Origin of the sequence: Macrococcus epidermidis, from assembly GCF_003259695.1 — a bacterium.
GTDB classification, from domain to species: domain Bacteria; phylum Bacillota; class Bacilli; order Staphylococcales; family Staphylococcaceae; genus Macrococcoides; species Macrococcoides epidermidis.
In genome coordinates this window covers 24,781-45,428 of record NZ_PZJH01000010.1, presented here as the reverse complement: position 1 = coordinate 45,428, position 20,648 = coordinate 24,781, and the positions used below count along the sequence as shown (strand labels likewise).

Here is a 20,648-nt window from a genome sequence, read left to right as displayed (position 1 = left end):
ACCTCTTTAACGTAATCGATCTTGAATGATACCTATTGCACCTAAAAATCCATAAATTATTACCGGTCCGACAAATTTAAAACCACGTTGCTTCAAATCTTTACTAATTTGTTGAGATAAAGCGTTATCTGCAGGCACTAAACTTTCTTCTTCAAAATATGTAACCACTGGTTTAAAGTCTGTAAATGACCATATGTATCGATCAAAACTACCAAACTCCTGCTGAATCTCAATAAATTTCTGCGCATTATTAATGATACTACCAATCTTTAATTTATTTTTAATCATCGCATCTGACTTCATCAGCCGATTAAAATCATCTGCATTATAATTTGCGATTTTATGATAATCAAATTGATCGAGTGCAGCACGTATGCCTTCCCTGCGTTTCAATATTGTCAGCCATGAAAGACCTGCCTGCATACCTTCAAGAACAAGCATTTCAAAGAGATACGCATCATCATGCGATGCAATACCCCATTCATTCTCATAATATTCGGCCATCAATGGATGACTATCTGCCCAGGTAAATCTCATGCTATCACCTTTTTTCTTTGTAAATTACTTACTTATTGTATCATTTAAGCAACCACTCTACTACCACAAAAAAAGCACACAATATAAATTGTGCACTTATCTATAAAATACAAATCCAATAATAATACCGAGCACTACGATAACCCACGGCGGCAATTTTACAAAATATAATAAAACAAAAAGTATTAAACTAAATACAACATCCATCCAATGTGTTACAGTATGCATGATAATAGGATTTATCCATGCAGCTCCTAAAATACCGATAACACCCGCATTAATTCCTTTTAATGCCTGTTTCATCACTCGATGCTCACGAATAACAGCCCAGAATGGCAAAGTTCCGATCACTAATAAAAAGGCGGGTAAGAAAATTGCTACCATTGCGACGAGTCCACCTATTACACCAAATAAACTTGCGCCAACAAATGAACCAAAGGTAAACAATGGACCAGGCATCGCCTGTGTTAAGCCATATCCAGCAAGGAATGTATCGATATCCATCATATCCGGTACGAAGGCACTTTGTAACAGTGGTAATACGACATGACCTCCACCAAATACCAGTAATCCTCCGCGAAATAATCTATCAAACATATGTAGCCATTCATTATTAATGACCTGGGCAATAATCGGTAGTCCAATCATTAAAATAACAAGTAGTATTAATGCAGCAATACTCATTGATTTCGAAACTTGAATAGAGATGGGCGCATCTTTTTTCGTTTCAACTTTATACAATAACATACCAATTAATCCTGAAGTGATAATAATTAAGATTTGCGTAAATGCTGTTGGAAATACAAGTGCAGTGACTAAACTGAGTAAAAAGATCATGATTGCTGTTAAATTATTTAAAGTGGTCTTACCCATACCAACTAATGCATGCAAAACGACGGCAATTGCAACGATGAGTAACCCTTTTATAAAATCCAGATCCATATCGAGTGCCTTCATAAAGTACACTGACGCAATCAGGACAAAGACTGACGGTAATGTAAAGCCTAAAAAGGCTAATATTGCGCCGAGTATCCCTCCACGCATTAAACCAATACCGATACCGACCTGACTCGATGCTGGCCCAGGCAGGAACTGACATAGACTGACAAGATCCTGATATACTTTATCACTTAGCCATTTTCTTTTCTCGACATATTCAACTCGGAAATAACCAAGATGCGCAACCGGTCCTCCAAAACTCGTCACGCCAAGTTTTAGTGCTACTAAAAATATTTCTAATAAACGTCCCATAACCCACCCCATTGATTTGTTAAACTTATCATAACGAATATTCAGTACAGTTATGTTACAACATTTTAAAGATTATGTAAGGTTTAAGAGAATATATAGAGTTACGGTTTAAAATTTCTCGAATTTATGACATTATTAAAGAGAACTGTTGAAATCAATGCATGGAAAACGATTTCATATTATAATAAACCTACACATTAAATTAGGAGGTCCAGATAGTGAATACAGTAAAGATAAAATCACATAAATATCCAGATAGACCTCACGTAGAAGTAGAAGGGAAATTACTTTCTGAAACACCACATTACTTTTTTGTAGTATGTGAAAAAAATTCTCTATTAAAACATTTCATTAAAGACGAAGCATATTTACTTGATTACGATACGCTTCATTTTCTTTCTAAATATCATGGATATACGGTATCAATTTCAATCGATGAACAATATAAACCTGTTAAGATTTTTTGTAATATCTCAACACCTTGCCAAATGGATGATGAAGGCAACATTACATATATCGACCTGGATATGGATTATGTCAAATCGAATACAGGACAATGGTTTTTAAGAAATAATGACATGTTCTTAGATAGTACGAAGCGATATAACTATCCATTGCAGTTAACCAATTTCGCACTCGTTTCACTGCAGGAACTTAAAACAAATATAAAAAATAATGTATTTCCATTCGGCATCGATAATTTTAAAGATGTCGATGGTCCGATAAAATAAGATGCTCTTTTTAGAGTATCTTTTTTTATACATCTTTAACAACTTGTAACAATAAAGGAATACTATTTTATAAATAATATGATACGCTAGTTGTAACATTAACTGGAACGGAGGGATTTACGTGTCAAAAATTAGTATACATGTTATTCAGACAGGGTTTATTACTGTCGATCGCACCGTTACGACACAGACTAAATCCCTAAATCCACTTACAAAGCTTGGATTTATTTCATGTAAGAAAAACCGCAAACAATATCCTATCGCATGTTTCCTGATTGAACACCCGAAAGGTTTAATACTTGTTGATACAGGCTGGCATAAACGCGTGCGCACAGAAGAACATAAAGAGTTGGGATTACAGCGACTCATTCATCGCGCTACATTACCTGAAGGACAATCGATAGACGAGCAACTCAGTAAAAGAGGAATACTACCAGGCGACTTAGATTATGTGTTACTTACACATTTGCATAGCGATCACGTAAGCGGTGTTCGTCAGGTTAAAGATGCCAAATATATATTTGCAAGTCGTGAAGAAATATTAGAATCCAATAAACGTGTAATGCGTTATCTTCAAAAGTTATGGAATGATATAGATTTAACATGCTTTGAGTTTGACCAAACGGGCATTGGCCCAAGTGGCCAATCATATGATCTATTCGGAGATAAGACAGTACAGCTCATCCATGCTCCAGGTCACAGCGTTGGTTTATTTATGGTGAAAGTAATGAATAGTGCCGGAGAATATATTTTAATCACGAGTGATGCTGCACTGGTCAATGCATCTTATGAAGATATTATTATTCCAGCTCATGTGATGAATCACTATGATTTAAAGAAGGCGTTACTCTGGATTAATAACGTAAGTAAAGATTCTCTATGTAAGAAAATATTAACAAGTCATGACCTCAGTTTAAAAGAAGAAATCATCACATTATAAAAAGATGATTGAGACTATTCTAATAAAGTCTCAATCATCTTTTCTGGTTTATCGATAAATGCCTTTGTAACGATATAATGTTCTGTTTCTCTGTAATCAATTCGTTCATATCCATCATCATTTAACTGTATAATATCAGCACCTGGATACGCCATAATAATTGGAGAATGCGTTGCGATAATAAACTGCGCACCACGCTTTACTAAATCATTGATCCTAACAATCATCGACATTTGACGCATCGGTGATAAAGCACTTTCAGGCTCGTCTAAAATATATAAACCTTTCGCTCGAAATCGATATTTAAGTAACGCTAGAAATGATTCACCGTGGGATTGATCATGCAAACTTTTACCACCATAACTGTTGAGCAGTCTACCGTCAATCGCATTAAGCCGCTCAATTTCAGTTGCCACATTATAAAATCCTTCTGCACGTAAAAAGAATGTATCGCTCGGTACACCCATCTTTCCAAGTCTTATTTCTTCATATAGTCCTGCATGTGAATGTTTCGTTGCAAAGTTAAAGTTCTTGCCTCCGCCTTCTGGATTTAACCCATAATTCACTGCAATCGCTTCTATTAAAGTTGATTTCCCTGTTCCATTTTCTCCGACGATGATAGTTACTGGATTGGTTAAATCAATCCGTTCTAATTTTTTTATCGCAGGGATTTTCATATAGTAAGGTGTTGCTTCATGTGGCTTAAAATTTGATGCAATACTTTTGATAAACATCTTTTCACCTCATAAAAAATTCTGTTATATTAATAATATAGTAAAAAAAGTAATAATAAAAATTTATTGTCATTCGAGGTGCAAAGATGGTTCAATTGGTTCCATATGATGAGCAGTACAAAGAGAGATTAAGGCAATTCTATCAACCAGCTGAAGCTTTAAAGTATACACAATTACCTGAATATAGTATCGAAGAAATAAACGATAATGTACATGGTGTCGTGATTATTAATCGAAATCAGCCGATTGGTTTCTTCTTATTGCATCGTACTGATAGAAGATTTCAGTATACAGATGAAAAACAATCTTTACTGCTTACTAGTCTGATTATGGATCATTCATATAGCGGAAAAGGGCATGGTAAACATGCAATGCTGCAATTACCGTTTTACATTAGGAAACATTTTACACATGTCAAATCTATTGTTCTTGGTGTAAACCATGCCAATATCCCAGCACAAAAACTATATGAACGTGTTGACTTCGAAGATACAGGTCGTCGCATTGAGGGCGCTTTAGGTGAACAATATATTTATAGACTGGAAATATAAAAAGATTGAGACAAAATTTTGTCTCAATCTTTTTAGTTAAACCAGCTTCTGATTAGCTTTTCAACTTCAGCTGTTTCATCGATTAAATCTTTCATCATATCGATATCTGCTTTATCGCCGATTAAATTCGTTACAACTGGTGTATCTAACACGCGTTTTACCGCTTCACCAATCGTTTCTTCCTGCACATTATTTGTCGGTTCAGTCTGATCAGTAACAAAATCATTGTTCTGGAATTGTTGTTCTAGACGTGGTGCGTTGTTGTTGTTAAATGCATGAACAACTTCCATAATCGCTTTACGTAAGTCGTTATATTCTTTAACGTTCTTTAAATCATTAAGACGTTTTTTAACCATCTCGTTTTTCTCTAAATATTTAACGCCTTGTACGGCACCAACTGTTAATGCGCCGACTACTAAACCTCTTTTAACCCATTTATTCATTGTAATTCCTCCATTCAACATTATGTTTATTATAATGCATTTATAGATTTATTACATTTATAACGATTACTGCAGAGATAACATTTTATCTAATGCTTTTAAAGCATAGGTCGTCGTTTCATGATCTACTGTAATCTGGTTTTCGAAGTTATGTTCTATTATCTTATCGAGACACCATACAAGATGTGGTAAGTCGATACGATTCATCGTCAGACATGCACACATAAATGGATTAAGTGAGATGATTTCTTTATCTGGATTTTGCTTTATAATGCGATTAACTAAGTTCATTTCTGTACCGATTGCCCACTTAGAGCCAGGTGCTGCGTTCGTAATTTCTTCCAGGATTTTTCGTGTAGATCCTGCATCATCACTTTGCTGAACCACTTCAAAAGTACATTCAGGATGAACGATAATACGCATATCCGGATGCTGCTTTCTTACTTGGCCAATATTTTGCACCGTAAATTTCTCATGCACTGAGCAATGCCCTTTCCATAAGATGATACGTAAGTCACTCATTTCACCATCATATTCAAGTTTATTTTGAATCGGATCATAGATTGCCATCTGTTCTAACGGAACACCTAAATCATATGCTGTGTTGCGTCCTAAATGCTGGTCTGGTAAGAAGAGTATGATTTCATCCTGCGCAAGTGCCCAACTCACTACTTTATGTGCGTTACCGCTTGTTAAACATGCTCCATCTTTCCTACCGACAAACGCTTTAATTGCTGCTGTAGAATTGACATAAGTCAGTGGTAGACAGTCGATATTAAATTCAGCTCTTAAATATGCGTCACAACGTTCCACCTGATGGATATTCGCCATATCTGCCATCGAACAACCTGCTCTTAAATCTGGTAACAATACAATCTGATCATCATTTGTCAGCATATCAGCAGTTTCTGCCATAAAGTGTACACCACAAAATGCGATAAACTTCGCTGTATTCGTCTTACAAATATTTGCAAGTTCTAACGAATCACCTACTGCATCAGCAAATTGTACGACTTCATCTTTTTGATAATGATGACAAGGAATAAATAAATCATCACCAAGCAAACTTTTTACTTCTTTCACCCTTGCTTCAAGCGCCTCTTTCGACATTTGTAAATACTGTTCAGGGATTTGTCCTGACTTTAATAAATCAATCATCGATATCCACCTTTCCTGAAATATCGAGTGCATTGGCACCATGAAATAACTTACCAACTGAAATATAATCGACACCTGCTTCGGCATACGCTTTGATCGTGTCGATATTAATGCCACCAGATGCTTCTGTAATAATATGATCTGGCACAAGATGAATATGCGCTTTAATAAATTCCGGCGTACAATTATCAAACATAATGATATCGGCCTGAGCTTTAATTGCTGCTTTAAGCATTTCTTCATCTTCTATCTCAATTTCAACCTTATCCATATGACCACGCAATGCATTTGCACTTTGCATTGCTGCTTCAATCGACCCCATAAATGCAATGTGATTATCCTTTAACATGATTCCGTCATTAAGATTTCTACGGTGATTGCTGGCACCTGCAATACGTACTGCATATTTTTCAAACATGCCAAGTCCCGGCGTTGTTTTACGTGTATCTGTCACTTGAGCTGACGTATGTGCTATTTTCTCTATATACCTTTTCGTTTCTGTCGTAATTCCGCTCATACGCTGAATCATATTTAATACAGTACGCTCTGCCTGTAATAGATGCTTTACTTTTCCAGAGATTTTAGCAATAACCTCACCCTTATGTAACGTATCCCCATCATGTTTGAAACAAACGACATCACACTTATCTAAAATATTAAACCCTCGTAAGATAACATCTTCACCACAAAAATAGCCATCTTCTTTAGCAATCAGTTGCATCGTGCCAGTTGTATTGTTATCAAAGATAGCTGATGATAGATCTCCATATGATAAATCTTCATCCATAAAATCACGTAACTTTTGTTCTAAGCGAATTAAATTCAACAGTTGTTCCTCCATTTAAATGTTTTACGATATTTGTTTTATCGCTGTTTGATACATCTTTATCCTTTATCACATGTGCACCAAGTGTTGAAGTACGATTTATCGCACACTCTGCAATAAGGCGTGCAAATGCTGTTAAAGTATCATTTGAATTAAGGGTATTCAAGTAATTATTTAAGTTTTCAGTATCTCTAACGATACCTACATGTTTCATAAAAGATGTATGATTAAAATGACTATTATATTGAATAGACACAGTAGAAAATATTTTTCCGGGTGACATTAACGATTTATTAATCAATGTTTCAGCAAGTAGTTTCCCCATCGCAAGCCCTTCCAGCAGTGAGTTACTTGCAAGTCGATTCGCACCATGGAAACCAGTACATGCTGCTTCACCAATTACAAATAAGTTATCTACTGCTGTCGCACCATTTACATCTGCTGCTATACCACCCATCGTGTAATGTGCACCCGGTGCAACAGGAATGCGTTCCGATAAACCAAATTGCTCACACTGTGCATGAATGAATGGAAACTGCTGTGCAAAATTGCGTATGTTTGAAATGTCTAAATAAATGCGTTCTCCATTTTGTATGCGACTGAATATTTCGTAACTCGTAATATGCCGTGGTGACAGATCACGCTGCAAATACTTTGCCATAATTGGTTCACCATGTTCATTCACCAATACGCCACCAGCACCTCTTACTGCTTCAGAGACGAGACAGATTGCTTTATTATCAATCGTAAGCATCGTCGGATGAAACTGTATCATTTCAAGGTCACGTAATGTACACCCTGAAAGTAGTGCGAGCATTTGTGCATACACACCAGATACACTCGGGTTCGAGGCAGGTTGAAACATACCACTATATCCACCGGTGGCAAGTACAACAAATTGCCCCGGTAATATTTTGTCATCTACTGAAATACCGCAAACCTTTCCATATACATCTTTATGTAGTGCCGTTAAACGCCCATAAATCATTTCAACTTGTGGTTGAAGTTGCAAACGCATAAAAGCACAAAGAGATTGTCCTGTCCGATCATGATTCATATGAAAGATGCGAGGTACAGCATGCGCGCCCTCCATACCTAAATCAAACAATCCTGATTTTTGATCGAACTCGATACCTCTATTTATTAAATCCCGAACAACATGATTTCCCGTTTCAATCATCTTACGAATAACATCAATATCTCCGTAATTGCATCCAGCGGTATATGTGTCCTGCACATGACTTTCAATCGAACTTTCAAATAAAGATGACGCAATGCCACCTTGTGCCATAACACTCGAAGAAGCATTGTTCTCCATCACGACAGCAACTTTATAGTGTTTCGGAAGATATCTTAACAGGCTGAGTGCGCTAATACCACCACCGACAATAATTACATCATACATAAAAAACACCTTTACAATATATTTACATTAGTTTTACAATTATATTGTCACATAAACAATAAAATTACAAGAGGTAATTCGATGATAAATTTAGATTATGCTGCAACATCACCTATGTCAGCGAGTGCAATGCAACGTTACTTTGATACAAATCAAAAATTTTATTATAATTCTGAGAGTTTGCATAGTGGTGGCGATATGGTTAAAGATATCGTACACAACTGCGAGAATGCACTGAACGAATACTTTACAGATAACTTTACACTTGTAACATCGACCAGTGGCTCTCATGCAAACGAAATGGCTTTAAACAATTATCTCTATCATGAATCAAATAAAACAATCGTACTTACGTCTAAATTTGAACATCCATCTGTCTATGCAGCGTTACACGAACATGCTCGTTACGACATACACTACTTCCCAGAAGACGAAACTGGCATGATTGATCTAACTCTGACAGAACAATTTATACAGCAATATCATGAAACAATAGCATGTGTAAGCTGTGTTCATGTCAGTTCTGAAACAGGTTATATCTTTCCAATTGAGCAAATAGGACAATTAACAAATCAATTTAATATTCCATTTCACATTGATGCAGTGCAATCAGCTGGTAAGTTAAGGATTCCAACGCAATATGTAACGTCACTTTCAATCAGTGGACATAAATTTTTCGGTCCAAAAGGAATCGGTGCACTTCTTATTAGGGAAGAAGCATTGCGCATAACCAATCCGTTCTATCATCACGAACATCATATGAGAAACGGCACGGTGGATGTACCGTCACTTGTTGCGATGACACAAGCATTGATAGACTATAAACAATCAGACACGATACAGCAGTTCAATCACAAAATTATTACTACGCTCGACCCAGCATTATACGTGCCGATGAAATTCGAACCACAGCTTAAAAATATTATTCCGATCCTTATCAATAAAACAGACGGACAATATATCATGCAGCAACTGTCACAACACAATATCTTAATCTCTACCGGAACTGCATGTGGGCATGGTACAATGCATTCAAGAGGCTTAGAAACATTGATTACAAAGCAAAGTTACTCGGTACATCAATATATTCGGGTATCACTTAGTACATTAACAACAGAAGAAGAAATCAATACTTTTTTAGAAGTCATCAATCAAATAACATAAAGGTGAAAGTCTATGCAAACAGAGGAAAGAAGACGACAAATTGCACAACTGATTAAAGAAAGTACAGCTGCTATACCAGGCGCTGCATTAGCGAAACAATTTAATGTTTCAAGGCAAATCATTGTTTCGGATATTGCAAAATTGCGTGAAGAAGAAATCGGCATTAAAGCGACAAAGAAAGGATATATCTTTGAAGCGACACCTCAAACAGGTGAGAAATATAAACGTACGATTACCGTAAAACATGACAATAGCAGAATGTTAGAAGAATTAACGATTATCGTTGAAAATGGCGCAATGATTGATAATGTATCTGTCAATCATCCAGTGTACGGTAAAATTACAGCGAACCTGATGCTCAATTCTGTAGAAGATTGTTATGAATTCTCAAATGATATGACCGAAGATAACGGCAGAATGCTAGCAGAACTCACATACGGTATACATGAACATGTAATCTCAGCTAAATCCGAAAAGATACTCGATAATGCAGAACGTGATTTATTAGCACATGGATTTATTTATGATTATGAGTAAACAGCACAAATAAGGCCAGGACGCGTTGTCCTGGCCTTATTAATATTTTATATTGAATTAATGATATAAATTATGCTTCTTCTTCAATCGCTTTGTTTTTTGGACGTTTTGATAAGATGAATGTTGCCACAAATGCAGTAACGATTGCAATCGCCATTGCGATAACATAATTCATGTAACTTCCTGGTGCAATCGAGATAACACCCGGTAAACCAGCAGCACCTAAAGCTGTCGCTTTAACCTGCATTAAACCGATATATGCTGAACCAACAGCTGAACCAATAATCGCGCCGATGAATGGATAGCGTAATTTTAAGTTAACCCCGAACATTGCAGGTTCAGTAATGCCTAATAACGCTGAGATACCAGCAGCTGATGCGATACCTTTTAATTTTTCATTTTTTGTAATGAATAATACCGCTAATGTTGCTGCACCTTGAGAAACGTTACTCATTGCAGCAATCGGGAAGATAAATGATCCACCTGTTTTCGCAGCATCTGCAATTAACTGCGTTTCAACCGCAATAAATGAGTGGTGCATACCTGTAATAACGATTGGTGCATAGAAGAATCCGAAAATCATCGCTCCAACAAATCCACCTGTTTCATATAACCAAGTTAAACCGTCTGTTAAATAAGTACCTGCTGTACGTGTTAACGGCCCAACGAATAAGAACGTTAAGAATCCAGTAACAAATAAAGAAATTAATGGTGTTGTTAAGTTATCTAACCAAGATGGCGTGACTTTACGTAAGTTCTTTTCGATTGTCGCTAATATCCAACTCGCTACTAAAATCGGTAACACTTGACCTTGATAACCAACACTTTGAACTTTCAATCCAAGTAAATCCCAAGCCGGAATATCTTTACCAGCTGCAACATATTTCGGGAAATCATAACCATTTAATAATGCTGGATGCACTAAGATCATACCAAGTGCTGCACCTAGATACGGATTACCACCGAAACGTTTCGCGGCACTAAAACCAATTAAGATTGGTAAGAAGACGAATGGTGCATTAGCAAGTAAATTAATAAAATCTGCCAGACCAGCTAATCCTGGGTTAGCTTGAATAACCGTTGTCTTACCTTCATAAAATAGTCCTTCTGCTGTAAATAAATTATTAATCCCCATCAATAAACCACCAGCTACGATTGCTGGAATAATTGGCACAAAAATATCTGAAAGCATCTTAACAAATTGTTGTAATGGGTTCATCTTCTTCGTAGATTTAGACGCTACTTCTGATTTCGTTGCAGCATCCATACCGGTCATCTTGCTCATTTCGTTAAATACAGTATTGACTGTACCTGCTCCGATAATAATTTGGTACTGACCACCTGTTGAGAAAGTACCTTTTACCGCATCCATATTGTCTAATGCTTTCTGGTCTACGATACTCTCATCTTTTAAAGCTAAACGTAAACGCGTTGAACAGTGTGCCATTGCATCGATATTTTCTTTGCCACCGATAGCAGCTAGAATATCTTTTGAAACTTGATTGTAATCCATTCCATTTCCTCCTTTGGAACCGGTTCCATTTTGGTATAAAAAAATATGTCCGTGACTTTTACTATGAATTTAACTTCATAATACTCTCTTAATTATCGTCTGTCAACGCTTACATTTAATATTTTTATAAAAAAAGCTTGAGACCACCTGTCTCAAGCTTCTCATCATTTATAGTACTAATAAAAATGGATTTTCAATATATTTGATTAAAGTAGCTAAGAAGTTTGCACCGTCTGCACCATCAATAATTTGATGGTCGATTGTTAAGCTGAGCGGTATGATTTTCGTTTCTTTCACTTCACCATCAACTAATTTTAATTCATTTTGCACTGATCCTACACCTAAAATACCTACTTCAGGTGCATTTAGCACTGGTGTGAAATATTCAATACCAGATGTCCCGATATTTGTAATCGTAAACGTACCGCCACTCATCTTCTCATTCTCTAAACTACCGTTTCTTGCTGCGTCAGATAGTTCTAAGATTTGCACTGCAATGTCACCGATAGATTTACTACCTGCATCATGAATTACCGGTACCATCAATCCATCGTCAAGCGAAGTTGCTATTCCGATATTCACATCATCATGTTTCGTTAAAATGCCTTCATCATAAGTACTGTTCATTTTTTCATCTTCTTTTAATGCCAATGCAACAGCTTTAGTAATCAATGCCGTAACAGTTACTTTAATATCTAGTTCGCTATTACTAACTTCAGCTTTAAGTTTTTTATTAAATTTAAATAGTTTATCTGCATTTGCTTTTTGATGTAATGTTAATTGTGCTGTCGTTTGTAAGCTGTTCATCATGTTCGCAGCTATCGCACTACGCATTGGGCTTAAGTTTTTCGGTGTAATAGATTTCTCGGCAACGGCATGAACTTCAGCTGGAGCTGCTTGCTCAGTCTGCGCTTTAGCTGGTGCATTTTCAACATCACGCTTTGTGATACGTCCGTTACCACCCGTACCTTTAATTTGTGAATAATCTATACCTTTTTCTTGTGCTATTTTCTTAGCAAGCGGTGTGATAAATATTCTCTTATCAGATTGTTGAGGTTGCTCAGTTGGATGACCCTCTTCTTCAATTGCATTTTCATTAATTTCCTTATCGTGAGTACGCTCAAAGCTATCTGATTTCTCTGCAGCATCTTTAATTGCTTGACGTTCATCAGTGGGTTCACCAGATTCACTTAGTGCTTCATCGTCTCCTGACAGCTTGTTATCGCTCTCTTCACCTTCTGCACCAACAAGTCCTATTTGCTCACCAACTTTCGCAACACCTCCTGCTTCAACAGTGATTTCAAGTAGTTGTCCATCATCCGGAGATTCAACATCCATCGTTAATTTCTCAGAAGCAATCATACATAATGCTTCGCCTTTCTTAACAGCATCACCTACAGATTTGTACCATTCATCTATTGTACCTTCTGTCATGGTCATTCCTAACTTCGGCATATCAACTCTTTTACTCATTTAACTTCACCTCGCATTATTTTAAATCATCAATAATTTCTGCTGCTTCTTTAAGCACTCTATCTTTATTTGGAATGTATAGTTTCTCAAGGTTCTCAGCAAAAGGAACAGGTGTATGTGGTGCCGTAATAACTTTAACAGGTCCATCTAAATAATCAAATGCTTTGTCACCAACAACAGCTGCAATTGAATGACCTGTAGAACTTTGTGGATTTGCTTCGTCTATTACAATTAATCGATTTGTTTTCTCTACAGAATTCAATATTGTCTCCTGATCCCACGGTGCTACTGTTACTAAATCAATAACCTCAACTGAAACATCTTGGCCTTCTAATTCATCCGCTACTTCAAGTGCTACATGTACCATTTTACCAATCGCAACGATTGAAAGGTCTGTACCTTCTCTTACAATTTTTGCTTTGCCTATTTCAACAGTATAATACTCTTCTGGTACTTCACCTTTCATACCATATAATGTTTTATCTTCAGAAAATACAACTAAGTTATCATCTTCAACTGCGGCAAGTAATAATCCTTTTGCATCATATGGGTTGGATGGTACAACTACTTTTATACCTGGAATTGCTCCGAACATACCATATAATGATTGACTGTGCTGAGCGGCCGCTGAAGCACCTGCGCCATGCACTGTACGCATCGTCATAGGAATTTTTGCTTTACCACCAAACATGTAACGCATTTTTGAACCTTGGTTAAGTAATGCGTCTAGTGCATATCCAATGAAATCGTTGAACATTAATTCAACAATCGGTCTAAGTCCGGTTGCAGCGGCACCTACACCCGCACCAACATAGTTTTGTTCGGCGATTGGTGTATCAATAACACGTTCACGACCATATTTACCTACGATACCTTTCGTTAAGCCGAACACGCCGCCCCACGCTTCATCTCCATCTAAATGCTCAATTGTATTACCACCAGCAACGTCTTCTCCCATTAAAATAACAGTTTCATCTTTCTCCATTGCCTGGTCGATTCCTTCAGTAACCGCTTGCATAAATGTGAGTTCTCTTGTCATGATTATTCCTCCTTAATCTGCATAGACATCTTCAAGTAGTGAAGAGTCATCTGGTAATGGACTATTTTCTGCGAATTTAACCGCTTCTTCAATTAATGCTTTTGCCTCATCTTCAATTTTCTTCGCTTCATCTTCAGTCATCCAACCCTCTTTTAAAGCACGTTCTTTAAAAATAACAATTGGATCTAAGTCACGTAATTCATCCTTATCTGATTTATAACTTTGAGCATCTCCTTCAAAGTGACCATAGTTACGATATGTTTTACATTCAATTAAAGTTGGCCCCTCTCCAGCTTTTGCACGTTTCACTGCCTCAATCATTACTTCATTAACTTCTACAACATCTTTACCATCTACATGATGCCCTGGCATATTATAAGATGATGCACGTTCAGCCACAGTTTCTGAAGCTGATGCATAACTATGGGGTGTCGCTTCACCAAAACCATTGTTTTCACAGATAAAAATTACGGGTAAATTTAATATCGAAGCAAAGTTTAAACCTTCATGGAAAGTACCCTCGTTTGAAGCACCATCACCGAAGAAACATACGGCAACTGCATCCTGTTTTAATGTTTTAATAGAAAGACCTGCACCATTTGCAAGTGGGAATCCAGCACCTACGATTCCGTTGGCACCTAGTATACCTTTTTCAACTTCAGCAATATGCATTGAACCGCCTTTCCCTTTATTTAAGCCATCTTTACGTCCATAAATCTCAGCCATCATACCTAAAATATCACAATCTTTAGCAATAGCATGTCCATGTCCGCGGTGTGTACTTGTGATATAGTCAGCATCATTTAGTTCTGCACAAGCTCCTACTGCTATTGCTTCTTCTCCTGCATATAAATGTACAAAACCTGGAATCGTACCAGTCAAGAATATTCTATGCACTTCATCCTCAAACTCACGAATTTCATTCATTTTTCGATAAATCCATAGTGCTTTTTCCTTTTCCATTGTTTATTCCTCCCTTTTTTATGGCTGATGAATACTTAATCCAAAGAAATCTTCAGCACTTTCTCCTATTGATTCTGAAACTGTTGGATGTGCAAAAATTTGATGTGCTAATTCGTCCATTGTACCTTCGGCATTTTTTACAGCTAAGATAGTACTTATTAGTTCTGTTGCATGTGCACCACAAATAACTGCACCGAGAATTTCACCGTATTTCTTTTCACTGATTACTTTTACAAATCCCGTTGAATCTCCATATGAAATTGCTTTACCGTTGCCAGCGAGGTTATAAGTTGAAACTTTTACATCATAATCTTTTTTTGCCTGTTCTTCACTTAAGCCAAATGAAGCGATTTCAGGTGTTGTATACACACAACGTGGCACTTTAGTCTGGTCTAACTTGTGATGGTTATTATTAGCTATATAATCAGCGGCAATTAATCCTTCGTGACTTGCAGCATGTGCAAGTTGATAACCTGGAATAATGTCACCAATGGCATAAATGTGTTTTTGTGAAGTTTGCATATAGTCATTTACTTCAATAAATTTTTTATTTTCACTAAGCTCTAAACCCAATTGCTCTGCAAGTTCTAAATTTGTTTTGCGTCCAGTGGCTATAAGTATTTTTTCAAACGGTATTGTTTCATTACCAACTGTAATTTCGTCTTTTTCTATTTTGGAGATTTTTGCTTTAGTAATTATGGTAATACCTTCTTGTTTTAAATGTTTTTCTACTAATTTACGTGCTGATTGATCTTCCGTCATCAAAATATCATCAGCAACCTCAACAAGTGTTACCTTTGCTCCAAGTGGTGCGAACGCTTGTGCCATTTCTACTCCAATTACACCTCCACCAATGATAACGAGTGACTTAGGTAAAGTTTTCCACGTAAAAATAGTGTCTGTCGTATCATATTGAATACTATTTAATCCTTCGATTGGAGGGATAAAAGGCTGAGATCCTGTTGCCAAAATAATATTTTCTGCCGAAACTTTATTTTCAGCGTATTTAATATCATGATCTTTGATTTCTGTTACGAATTCATTTATCACTTTAACACCATTCTTCTTAAGCAAATATCCAACTCCATTTACTAATTGTTTCACTACATCCTCTTTATAACTCTTTACTTTGGAGTAATCCACTTTCACTTCATTAGTTATAATCCCAAACTTTTCCGCTTCTTTAATTGTGGACATAACCTCTGAAATCCTCAGCATTGCTTTAGAAGGAATGCATCCCACATTTAAGCAAGTTCCTCCTAAATTTTTTCCTTCAAACAAAATGACCTTCTTATTAAATTGAGCTAATCTAATCGCCGTTACATAACCACCTGGACCTCCGCCAATGATGGCGACATCATAATTATATTTCAACCTTATCACCTCTTTCTTATTTCACAACTTTATTTTAAACCTAATTGTAAACGTTTACAATTAATTTATCAGAATATTTTGTAACTATTTTGTGACGAAATAAAATATCAAAAAGAGAACATTTATTAAGTAGCCATTCACTATATTTAAATAATAAATTAATTCTTTATATATTTTTATATTTTGGTTTGTATTATTTCTCAATATAAATAATAAATTAATAAAAATATTTTTGAAATTATATTTCAATTTTCGTGTCTATACCAAAATGTTTTTTTAATATTATCCAACGTGAGGGAAAGCAAATAATTAAAATGTGTGATATTCCTTACAAAAATATCTATTGGCAAAAAAATTGCACCGTTCAAATAATGAACGGTGCAATTTCTATATATTTATTCTTCTTTAAATTTCAATCCTTGTTCTTCCATTACTTCTTTTAAGATACGAATGGCTTTTGGGCCAAATCCATGTAAAGCTAATAACTCTGCTTCACTATATTTCGTAACGTCTTCTAATGTCTTCACATTGATACTACCAAGTGCACGCAATGCTGGTTTGCTGATCTTTGGTAGTTCCATTTTATTCACCTGTTTCAGCAAAGTGTTTGATACGTGTTCCAATTTCATCACGTACTCGCTGAAATACTGACCAGTCTTGTCCAGCAGGATCTTCAAATCCCCAATGCTCAGTACGTACATGTGGTGGTATAACCGGACATACATCTTTTGCATGATCACATAATGTTACAACTAAGTCTGCATTATTCAATTTATCCTTATCAATTATATCTGATGTATGGTTTGAAATATCAATACCTACTTCTTTCATCGCTTCAATTGCTTTTGGGTTTACTCCGTGTGATTCAATTCCCGCAGAATATACATTCCACTCTGGTAAATATTCTTTTCCAAATCCTTCTGCCATCTGTGAACGGCAAGAATTTCCTGTACATAAAAAATAGATTGTTTTAGTCATAATTATTCTCCTTTTAACCAAATATTCTCATTGATATATAAAGTCCTACAAGCGTCGCAAACAATACGGGAATTGTAATGACGATGCCTGTTTTAAAATACGTTCCCCAAGAAATCTTAACACCTTTACCACTTAATACGTGTAACCAGAGTAACGTTGCAAGGCTTCCGATCGGCGTAATCTTAGGTCCTAAATCACATCCGATAACGTTAGCGTATACTAAAGCATCTTGAAGCATCCCTGATGCCTGACTTTGTTTAATTGCAATTGAATCAATCAATACGGTTGGCATATTGTTCATAATAGATGAGAGTATTGCTGATAAGAAGCCCATACCCATAATTGAACCAAATAAATTCGTTTGTGTAATATTATCGATTACACCTGCGAGTAAACTTGTCAGTCCTACATTCTTTAATCCATATACGACAACATACATGCCGATTGAGAAGAAGACGATTGCCCACGGTGCACCTTTAATTGCTTTGCCTGTGTTCACAGCTGGACTTTGTCTTGCGGATATAATAAATATAAATGCAATGAGTGATGCAATAATACTTACCGGGAAGTTAATAAAGTCACTCACTAAATATCCTATTAATAGAATCGCTAATACAATCCACGACATCTTAAATAATTTCATATCTTTAATCGCTGACTTCGGTTGACGTAACGTATCCTTATCATAAGTTGTTGGTATATTACGCTTAAAGTATAACCAGAGCACTGTGATACTTGCAATTAAACTGAATATGTTCGGTAGAAACATATGTTTCGCATATTCCATAAATGATACATCAAAATAATCAGCTGACACGATGTTCACAAGGTTACTTACAACTAACGGTAAACTTGTTGTATCAGCGATAAATCCTGACGCAATAATAAAGGGAAAGACCATCTTTTCGTTGAATTTTAAGTTACGCACCATCGCCAGCACGATCGGTGTAAGAATTAAAGCTGCACCATCATTTGCGAAAAATGCTGCAACGATGGCACCTAATATGCATACGTAAACAAACATTTTAAAGGTATTCCCTTTTGCTAGATGCGTCATATGTAATGCTGCCCATTCAAAGAAACCTATTTCATCTAGTATGAGCGAGATTAATATCACTGCGATAAATGTAAATGTCGCATTCCAAACGATGTTCGTTACATCAATGACATCGTTGAAATCCACAACACCAAAAATAAGTGCGAGTATGGCGCCACCTACAGCAGAATATCCAATTGAAAGATTCTTCGGCTGCCAGATGACCAATGTTAAAGTTATTAAGAATATTGCAATCGCAATGGCTGTTATCATAATGCTGCTACCTCATCTATATTGACATCATAAGGTTGTATCGCTACAAACGGCTGATGTGCTATTAGTTTATTGATTTGTTTACGTTCTTCCTGAATTTTACTATTAAACATATCGTGCGTATCTGCTTGTGTAGCGATTGTATTATTTACGACCCACATACGCTGATCGATACCGGCGCGTTCTAAATCTACTTTCAAACGCTCTGCTTCTTTAATAGGCGTAGGTTCAGCGAGTGTCACAATGACCATTTCAGTTAAATCATTGTTCGTTATACTCGGCAATAATGATGATACTGAACTTGGTAATACATCTGTATTTCGTTCTATCTCTTTATGATAGCTTTGTGAAGCATCTAGCAGTAATAGTGTATGTCCAGTTGGCGCTGTATCAATTACAACAATATCATGTGACTTGTCTGCAATAAAATCACTAAAAGCTCTGAAAAACGCTATTTCTTGAGTACAAGGACTACGTAAGTCTTCTTTAATATAATCAATTTGATCTTGAGAAAGATGTTCTGCAGCAGCTAATACCTCTGCTTCATAGTCACGTAATGCCTCTACTTCATCAATATATTTCACTGTAATTTGGTCGTTTGATTCAGTATCATACCAAATATTTGCCGGGTCAGTAGTTGCCAATAAGACAGACTTATCCTGCCTAGCTAAGCGTTTCGCGATTATTTTAGCAATTGTTGTCTTACCTACACCACCTTTACCCATCGTAAAGATGAAACGTTTATTATCCTTGATCATTTTGTTAACGAGTTCATCTATTGAATGCCCTTTATCTAAAACAACACTTTCATGATTGTTGATTGAAGTGTCATCAGTGAACATTTGTTTCATCGCCTCAATCCCGAAAATATTAAACTGTTTCATAGGTACATAATAGGTCGGCACTTGAGTTAAAAAATCTTCAAATTGTTTTAGAACCGTTTGTTCTCTATTCGCTTTTTGACGCGCAAGATTACTCGTTGGGTTTTCGATGACACCATTAATAATAACCATGTCATTCGTAATATTTAAATCGCGTAGTTCATCCATTGCACGCATTAGTTCCTGGATGCTGTGCTGATCACCACGAGCAACAAACATCATCGTTGTTAAACTGGCATCTTTCAATTTATTAACTGCTTCTAAGTATATTTTTTTGTTGTCCGATAAACCAGAAAGTTGACCAAGACACGATGCTTCATGCGTTGATGATTCAATAAATGAATACCATGCATCAGGCAGTTCGAGCATCCTTAACGTATGACCTGTCGGAGCTGTATCAAAGATAATGTGATCAAATTGTTCTGCATAATCTCTATTTGCCAGAAAGCCAGTAAACTCATTGAAAGCTGCAACTTCTACAGTACATGAACCACTTAGTTGTTCTTCCATGTTTTTTATCGCAAACTCCGGAAGAACTCCGATATATGGTTTGATGACAGATTGTTTGTATTTTTCAGCCGCTTCAATAGGTTCGAAGTTCGCTACATATAAATTTTGTAATGATGGCACTTGAGTTAATTCGCTCGTTAAGTCCATTTCGAATATATCCTGCAAATTACTCGCAGGGTCTGTGCTAACGAGTGCCACTCGCTTGTCTTGCTCACTTAAATGGACAGCAAGCGCACTCGAAATTGATGTTTTACCGACACCACCCTTACCCGTAAAGAATAAATATTTTGTTAAAGGTATAGCATCTGGATTAAATTTTTGCATGATACTT

21 protein-coding genes are annotated in these 20,648 nt (G+C 36.3%); 5 read left to right on the top strand and 16 right to left on the bottom strand.

Features of this window, described 5'->3' with window-relative positions; translation table 11 throughout:
• Positions 1–6: 6 nt before the first annotated feature.
• Together BHU61_RS12605 and chrA are read right to left on the bottom strand one after the other, a co-directional pair.
• Positions 7–537: a DNA-3-methyladenine glycosylase I gene (locus BHU61_RS12605; protein WP_111717368.1), complete on the bottom strand. Its 531-nt coding sequence runs from the start codon at positions 535–537 to the stop codon at positions 7–9.
• Positions 538–633: 96 nt separating this feature from the next.
• On the bottom strand, positions 634–1,788 hold the full coding sequence (gene chrA, locus BHU61_RS12600) for a chromate efflux transporter (protein WP_111717367.1): 1,155 nt from the start codon (positions 1,786–1,788) through the stop codon (positions 634–636).
• Positions 1,789–2,006: 218 nt separating this feature from the next.
• Here chrA and BHU61_RS12595 point away from each other — a divergent pair, with 218 nt between their 5' ends.
• Both BHU61_RS12595 and BHU61_RS12590 read left to right on the top strand, forming a co-directional pair.
• Positions 2,007–2,519, top strand: coding sequence for a DUF402 domain-containing protein (locus BHU61_RS12595; protein ID WP_170122561.1), 513 nt, complete (start codon positions 2,007–2,009; stop codon positions 2,517–2,519).
• Positions 2,520–2,640: 121 nt separating this feature from the next.
• Positions 2,641–3,459 carry an N-acyl homoserine lactonase family protein gene (locus tag BHU61_RS12590; RefSeq protein ID WP_170122560.1) on the top strand — a complete coding sequence of 273 codons (819 nt, stop codon included), beginning with the start codon at positions 2,641–2,643 and terminating at the stop codon, positions 3,457–3,459.
• 14 nt (positions 3,460–3,473) lie between these two features.
• On the opposite strand, the gene BHU61_RS12585 is transcribed toward BHU61_RS12590, so the two are convergent.
• Positions 3,474–4,193 carry an AAA family ATPase gene (locus BHU61_RS12585; protein WP_099578748.1) on the bottom strand — a complete coding sequence of 240 codons (720 nt, stop codon included), beginning with the start codon at positions 4,191–4,193 and terminating at the stop codon, positions 3,474–3,476.
• Between the two features lie 86 nt (positions 4,194–4,279).
• Here BHU61_RS12585 and BHU61_RS12580 point away from each other — a divergent pair, with 86 nt between their 5' ends.
• Entirely contained in the window at positions 4,280–4,744 is a 465-nt protein-coding gene (locus tag BHU61_RS12580; protein ID WP_111717362.1) for a GNAT family N-acetyltransferase, read from the top strand.
• A gap of 32 nt (positions 4,745–4,776) precedes the next feature.
• Here the strand turns inward: BHU61_RS12580 and BHU61_RS12575 are convergent, their stop codons facing one another.
• From BHU61_RS12575 to BHU61_RS12560, 4 genes are all read right to left on the bottom strand, one after another.
• On the bottom strand, positions 4,777–5,187 hold the full coding sequence (locus BHU61_RS12575) for a hypothetical protein (RefSeq protein ID WP_111717361.1): 411 nt from the start codon (positions 5,185–5,187) through the stop codon (positions 4,777–4,779).
• 66 nt (positions 5,188–5,253) lie between these two features.
• A complete protein-coding gene (nadA, locus tag BHU61_RS12570; RefSeq protein WP_379883833.1) occupies positions 5,254–6,345 on the bottom strand; it encodes a quinolinate synthase NadA in 1,092 nt (363 codons plus the stop codon).
• Entirely contained in the window at positions 6,338–7,171 is an 834-nt protein-coding gene (gene nadC / locus BHU61_RS12565; RefSeq protein ID WP_111717359.1) for a carboxylating nicotinate-nucleotide diphosphorylase, read from the bottom strand. The genes nadA and nadC overlap by 8 nt, the downstream gene beginning before the upstream one ends.
• Complete coding sequence (locus tag BHU61_RS12560) at positions 7,137–8,576, bottom strand: L-aspartate oxidase (RefSeq protein ID WP_111717357.1); 1,440 nt, start codon at positions 8,574–8,576, stop codon at positions 7,137–7,139. The genes nadC and BHU61_RS12560 overlap by 35 nt, the downstream gene beginning before the upstream one ends.
• Positions 8,577–8,657: 81 nt before the next feature.
• Between BHU61_RS12560 and BHU61_RS12555 the strand changes: the two genes are divergently transcribed.
• The gene (locus BHU61_RS12555; RefSeq protein ID WP_111717356.1) at positions 8,658–9,740 is read left to right on the top strand and encodes a cysteine desulfurase family protein; all 1,083 of its coding nucleotides are present in this window, start codon (positions 8,658–8,660) and stop codon (positions 9,738–9,740) included.
• Between the two features lie 12 nt (positions 9,741–9,752).
• Entirely contained in the window at positions 9,753–10,277 is a 525-nt protein-coding gene (locus tag BHU61_RS12550; RefSeq protein ID WP_099578762.1) for a transcription repressor NadR, read from the top strand.
• 70 nt (positions 10,278–10,347) lie between these two features.
• On the opposite strand, the gene BHU61_RS12545 is transcribed toward BHU61_RS12550, so the two are convergent.
• The 9 genes from BHU61_RS12545 to arsA form a co-directional block, all read right to left on the bottom strand.
• The gene (locus BHU61_RS12545) at positions 10,348–11,790 is read right to left on the bottom strand and encodes a sucrose-specific PTS transporter subunit IIBC (protein WP_111717354.1); all 1,443 of its coding nucleotides are present in this window, start codon (positions 11,788–11,790) and stop codon (positions 10,348–10,350) included.
• Between the two features lie 168 nt (positions 11,791–11,958).
• Positions 11,959–13,263, bottom strand: coding sequence for a dihydrolipoamide acetyltransferase family protein (locus BHU61_RS12540; protein ID WP_111717352.1), 1,305 nt, complete (start codon positions 13,261–13,263; stop codon positions 11,959–11,961).
• 16 nt (positions 13,264–13,279) lie between these two features.
• Complete coding sequence (locus BHU61_RS12535) at positions 13,280–14,302, bottom strand: alpha-ketoacid dehydrogenase subunit beta (RefSeq protein WP_111717350.1); 1,023 nt, start codon at positions 14,300–14,302, stop codon at positions 13,280–13,282.
• Between the two features lie 12 nt (positions 14,303–14,314).
• Positions 14,315–15,265 (bottom strand): thiamine pyrophosphate-dependent dehydrogenase E1 component subunit alpha, encoded by a 951-nt coding sequence (locus BHU61_RS12530; RefSeq protein ID WP_111717348.1) that lies wholly within the window; start codon positions 15,263–15,265, stop codon positions 14,315–14,317.
• Positions 15,266–15,283: 18 nt separating this feature from the next.
• Positions 15,284–16,639, bottom strand: coding sequence for a dihydrolipoyl dehydrogenase (lpdA, locus tag BHU61_RS12525; RefSeq protein ID WP_111717346.1), 1,356 nt, complete (start codon positions 16,637–16,639; stop codon positions 15,284–15,286).
• A 395-nt stretch (positions 16,640–17,034) separates the two neighbouring features.
• Positions 17,035–17,220 carry a helix-hairpin-helix domain-containing protein gene (locus BHU61_RS12520; protein WP_199798239.1) on the bottom strand — a complete coding sequence of 62 codons (186 nt, stop codon included), beginning with the start codon at positions 17,218–17,220 and terminating at the stop codon, positions 17,035–17,037.
• A gap of 1 nt (position 17,221) precedes the next feature.
• Entirely contained in the window at positions 17,222–17,617 is a 396-nt protein-coding gene (gene arsC, locus BHU61_RS12515; RefSeq protein WP_379883834.1) for an arsenate reductase (thioredoxin), read from the bottom strand.
• Between the two features lie 13 nt (positions 17,618–17,630).
• Positions 17,631–18,923 (bottom strand): arsenic transporter, encoded by a 1,293-nt coding sequence (locus BHU61_RS12510; RefSeq protein ID WP_111717388.1) that lies wholly within the window; start codon positions 18,921–18,923, stop codon positions 17,631–17,633.
• On the bottom strand, positions 18,923–20,641 hold the full coding sequence (arsA, locus tag BHU61_RS12505) for an arsenical pump-driving ATPase (protein ID WP_111717343.1): 1,719 nt from the start codon (positions 20,639–20,641) through the stop codon (positions 18,923–18,925). Before arsA ends, BHU61_RS12510 begins: the two co-directional genes overlap by 1 nt.
• Positions 20,642–20,648: the final 7 nt, after the last annotated feature.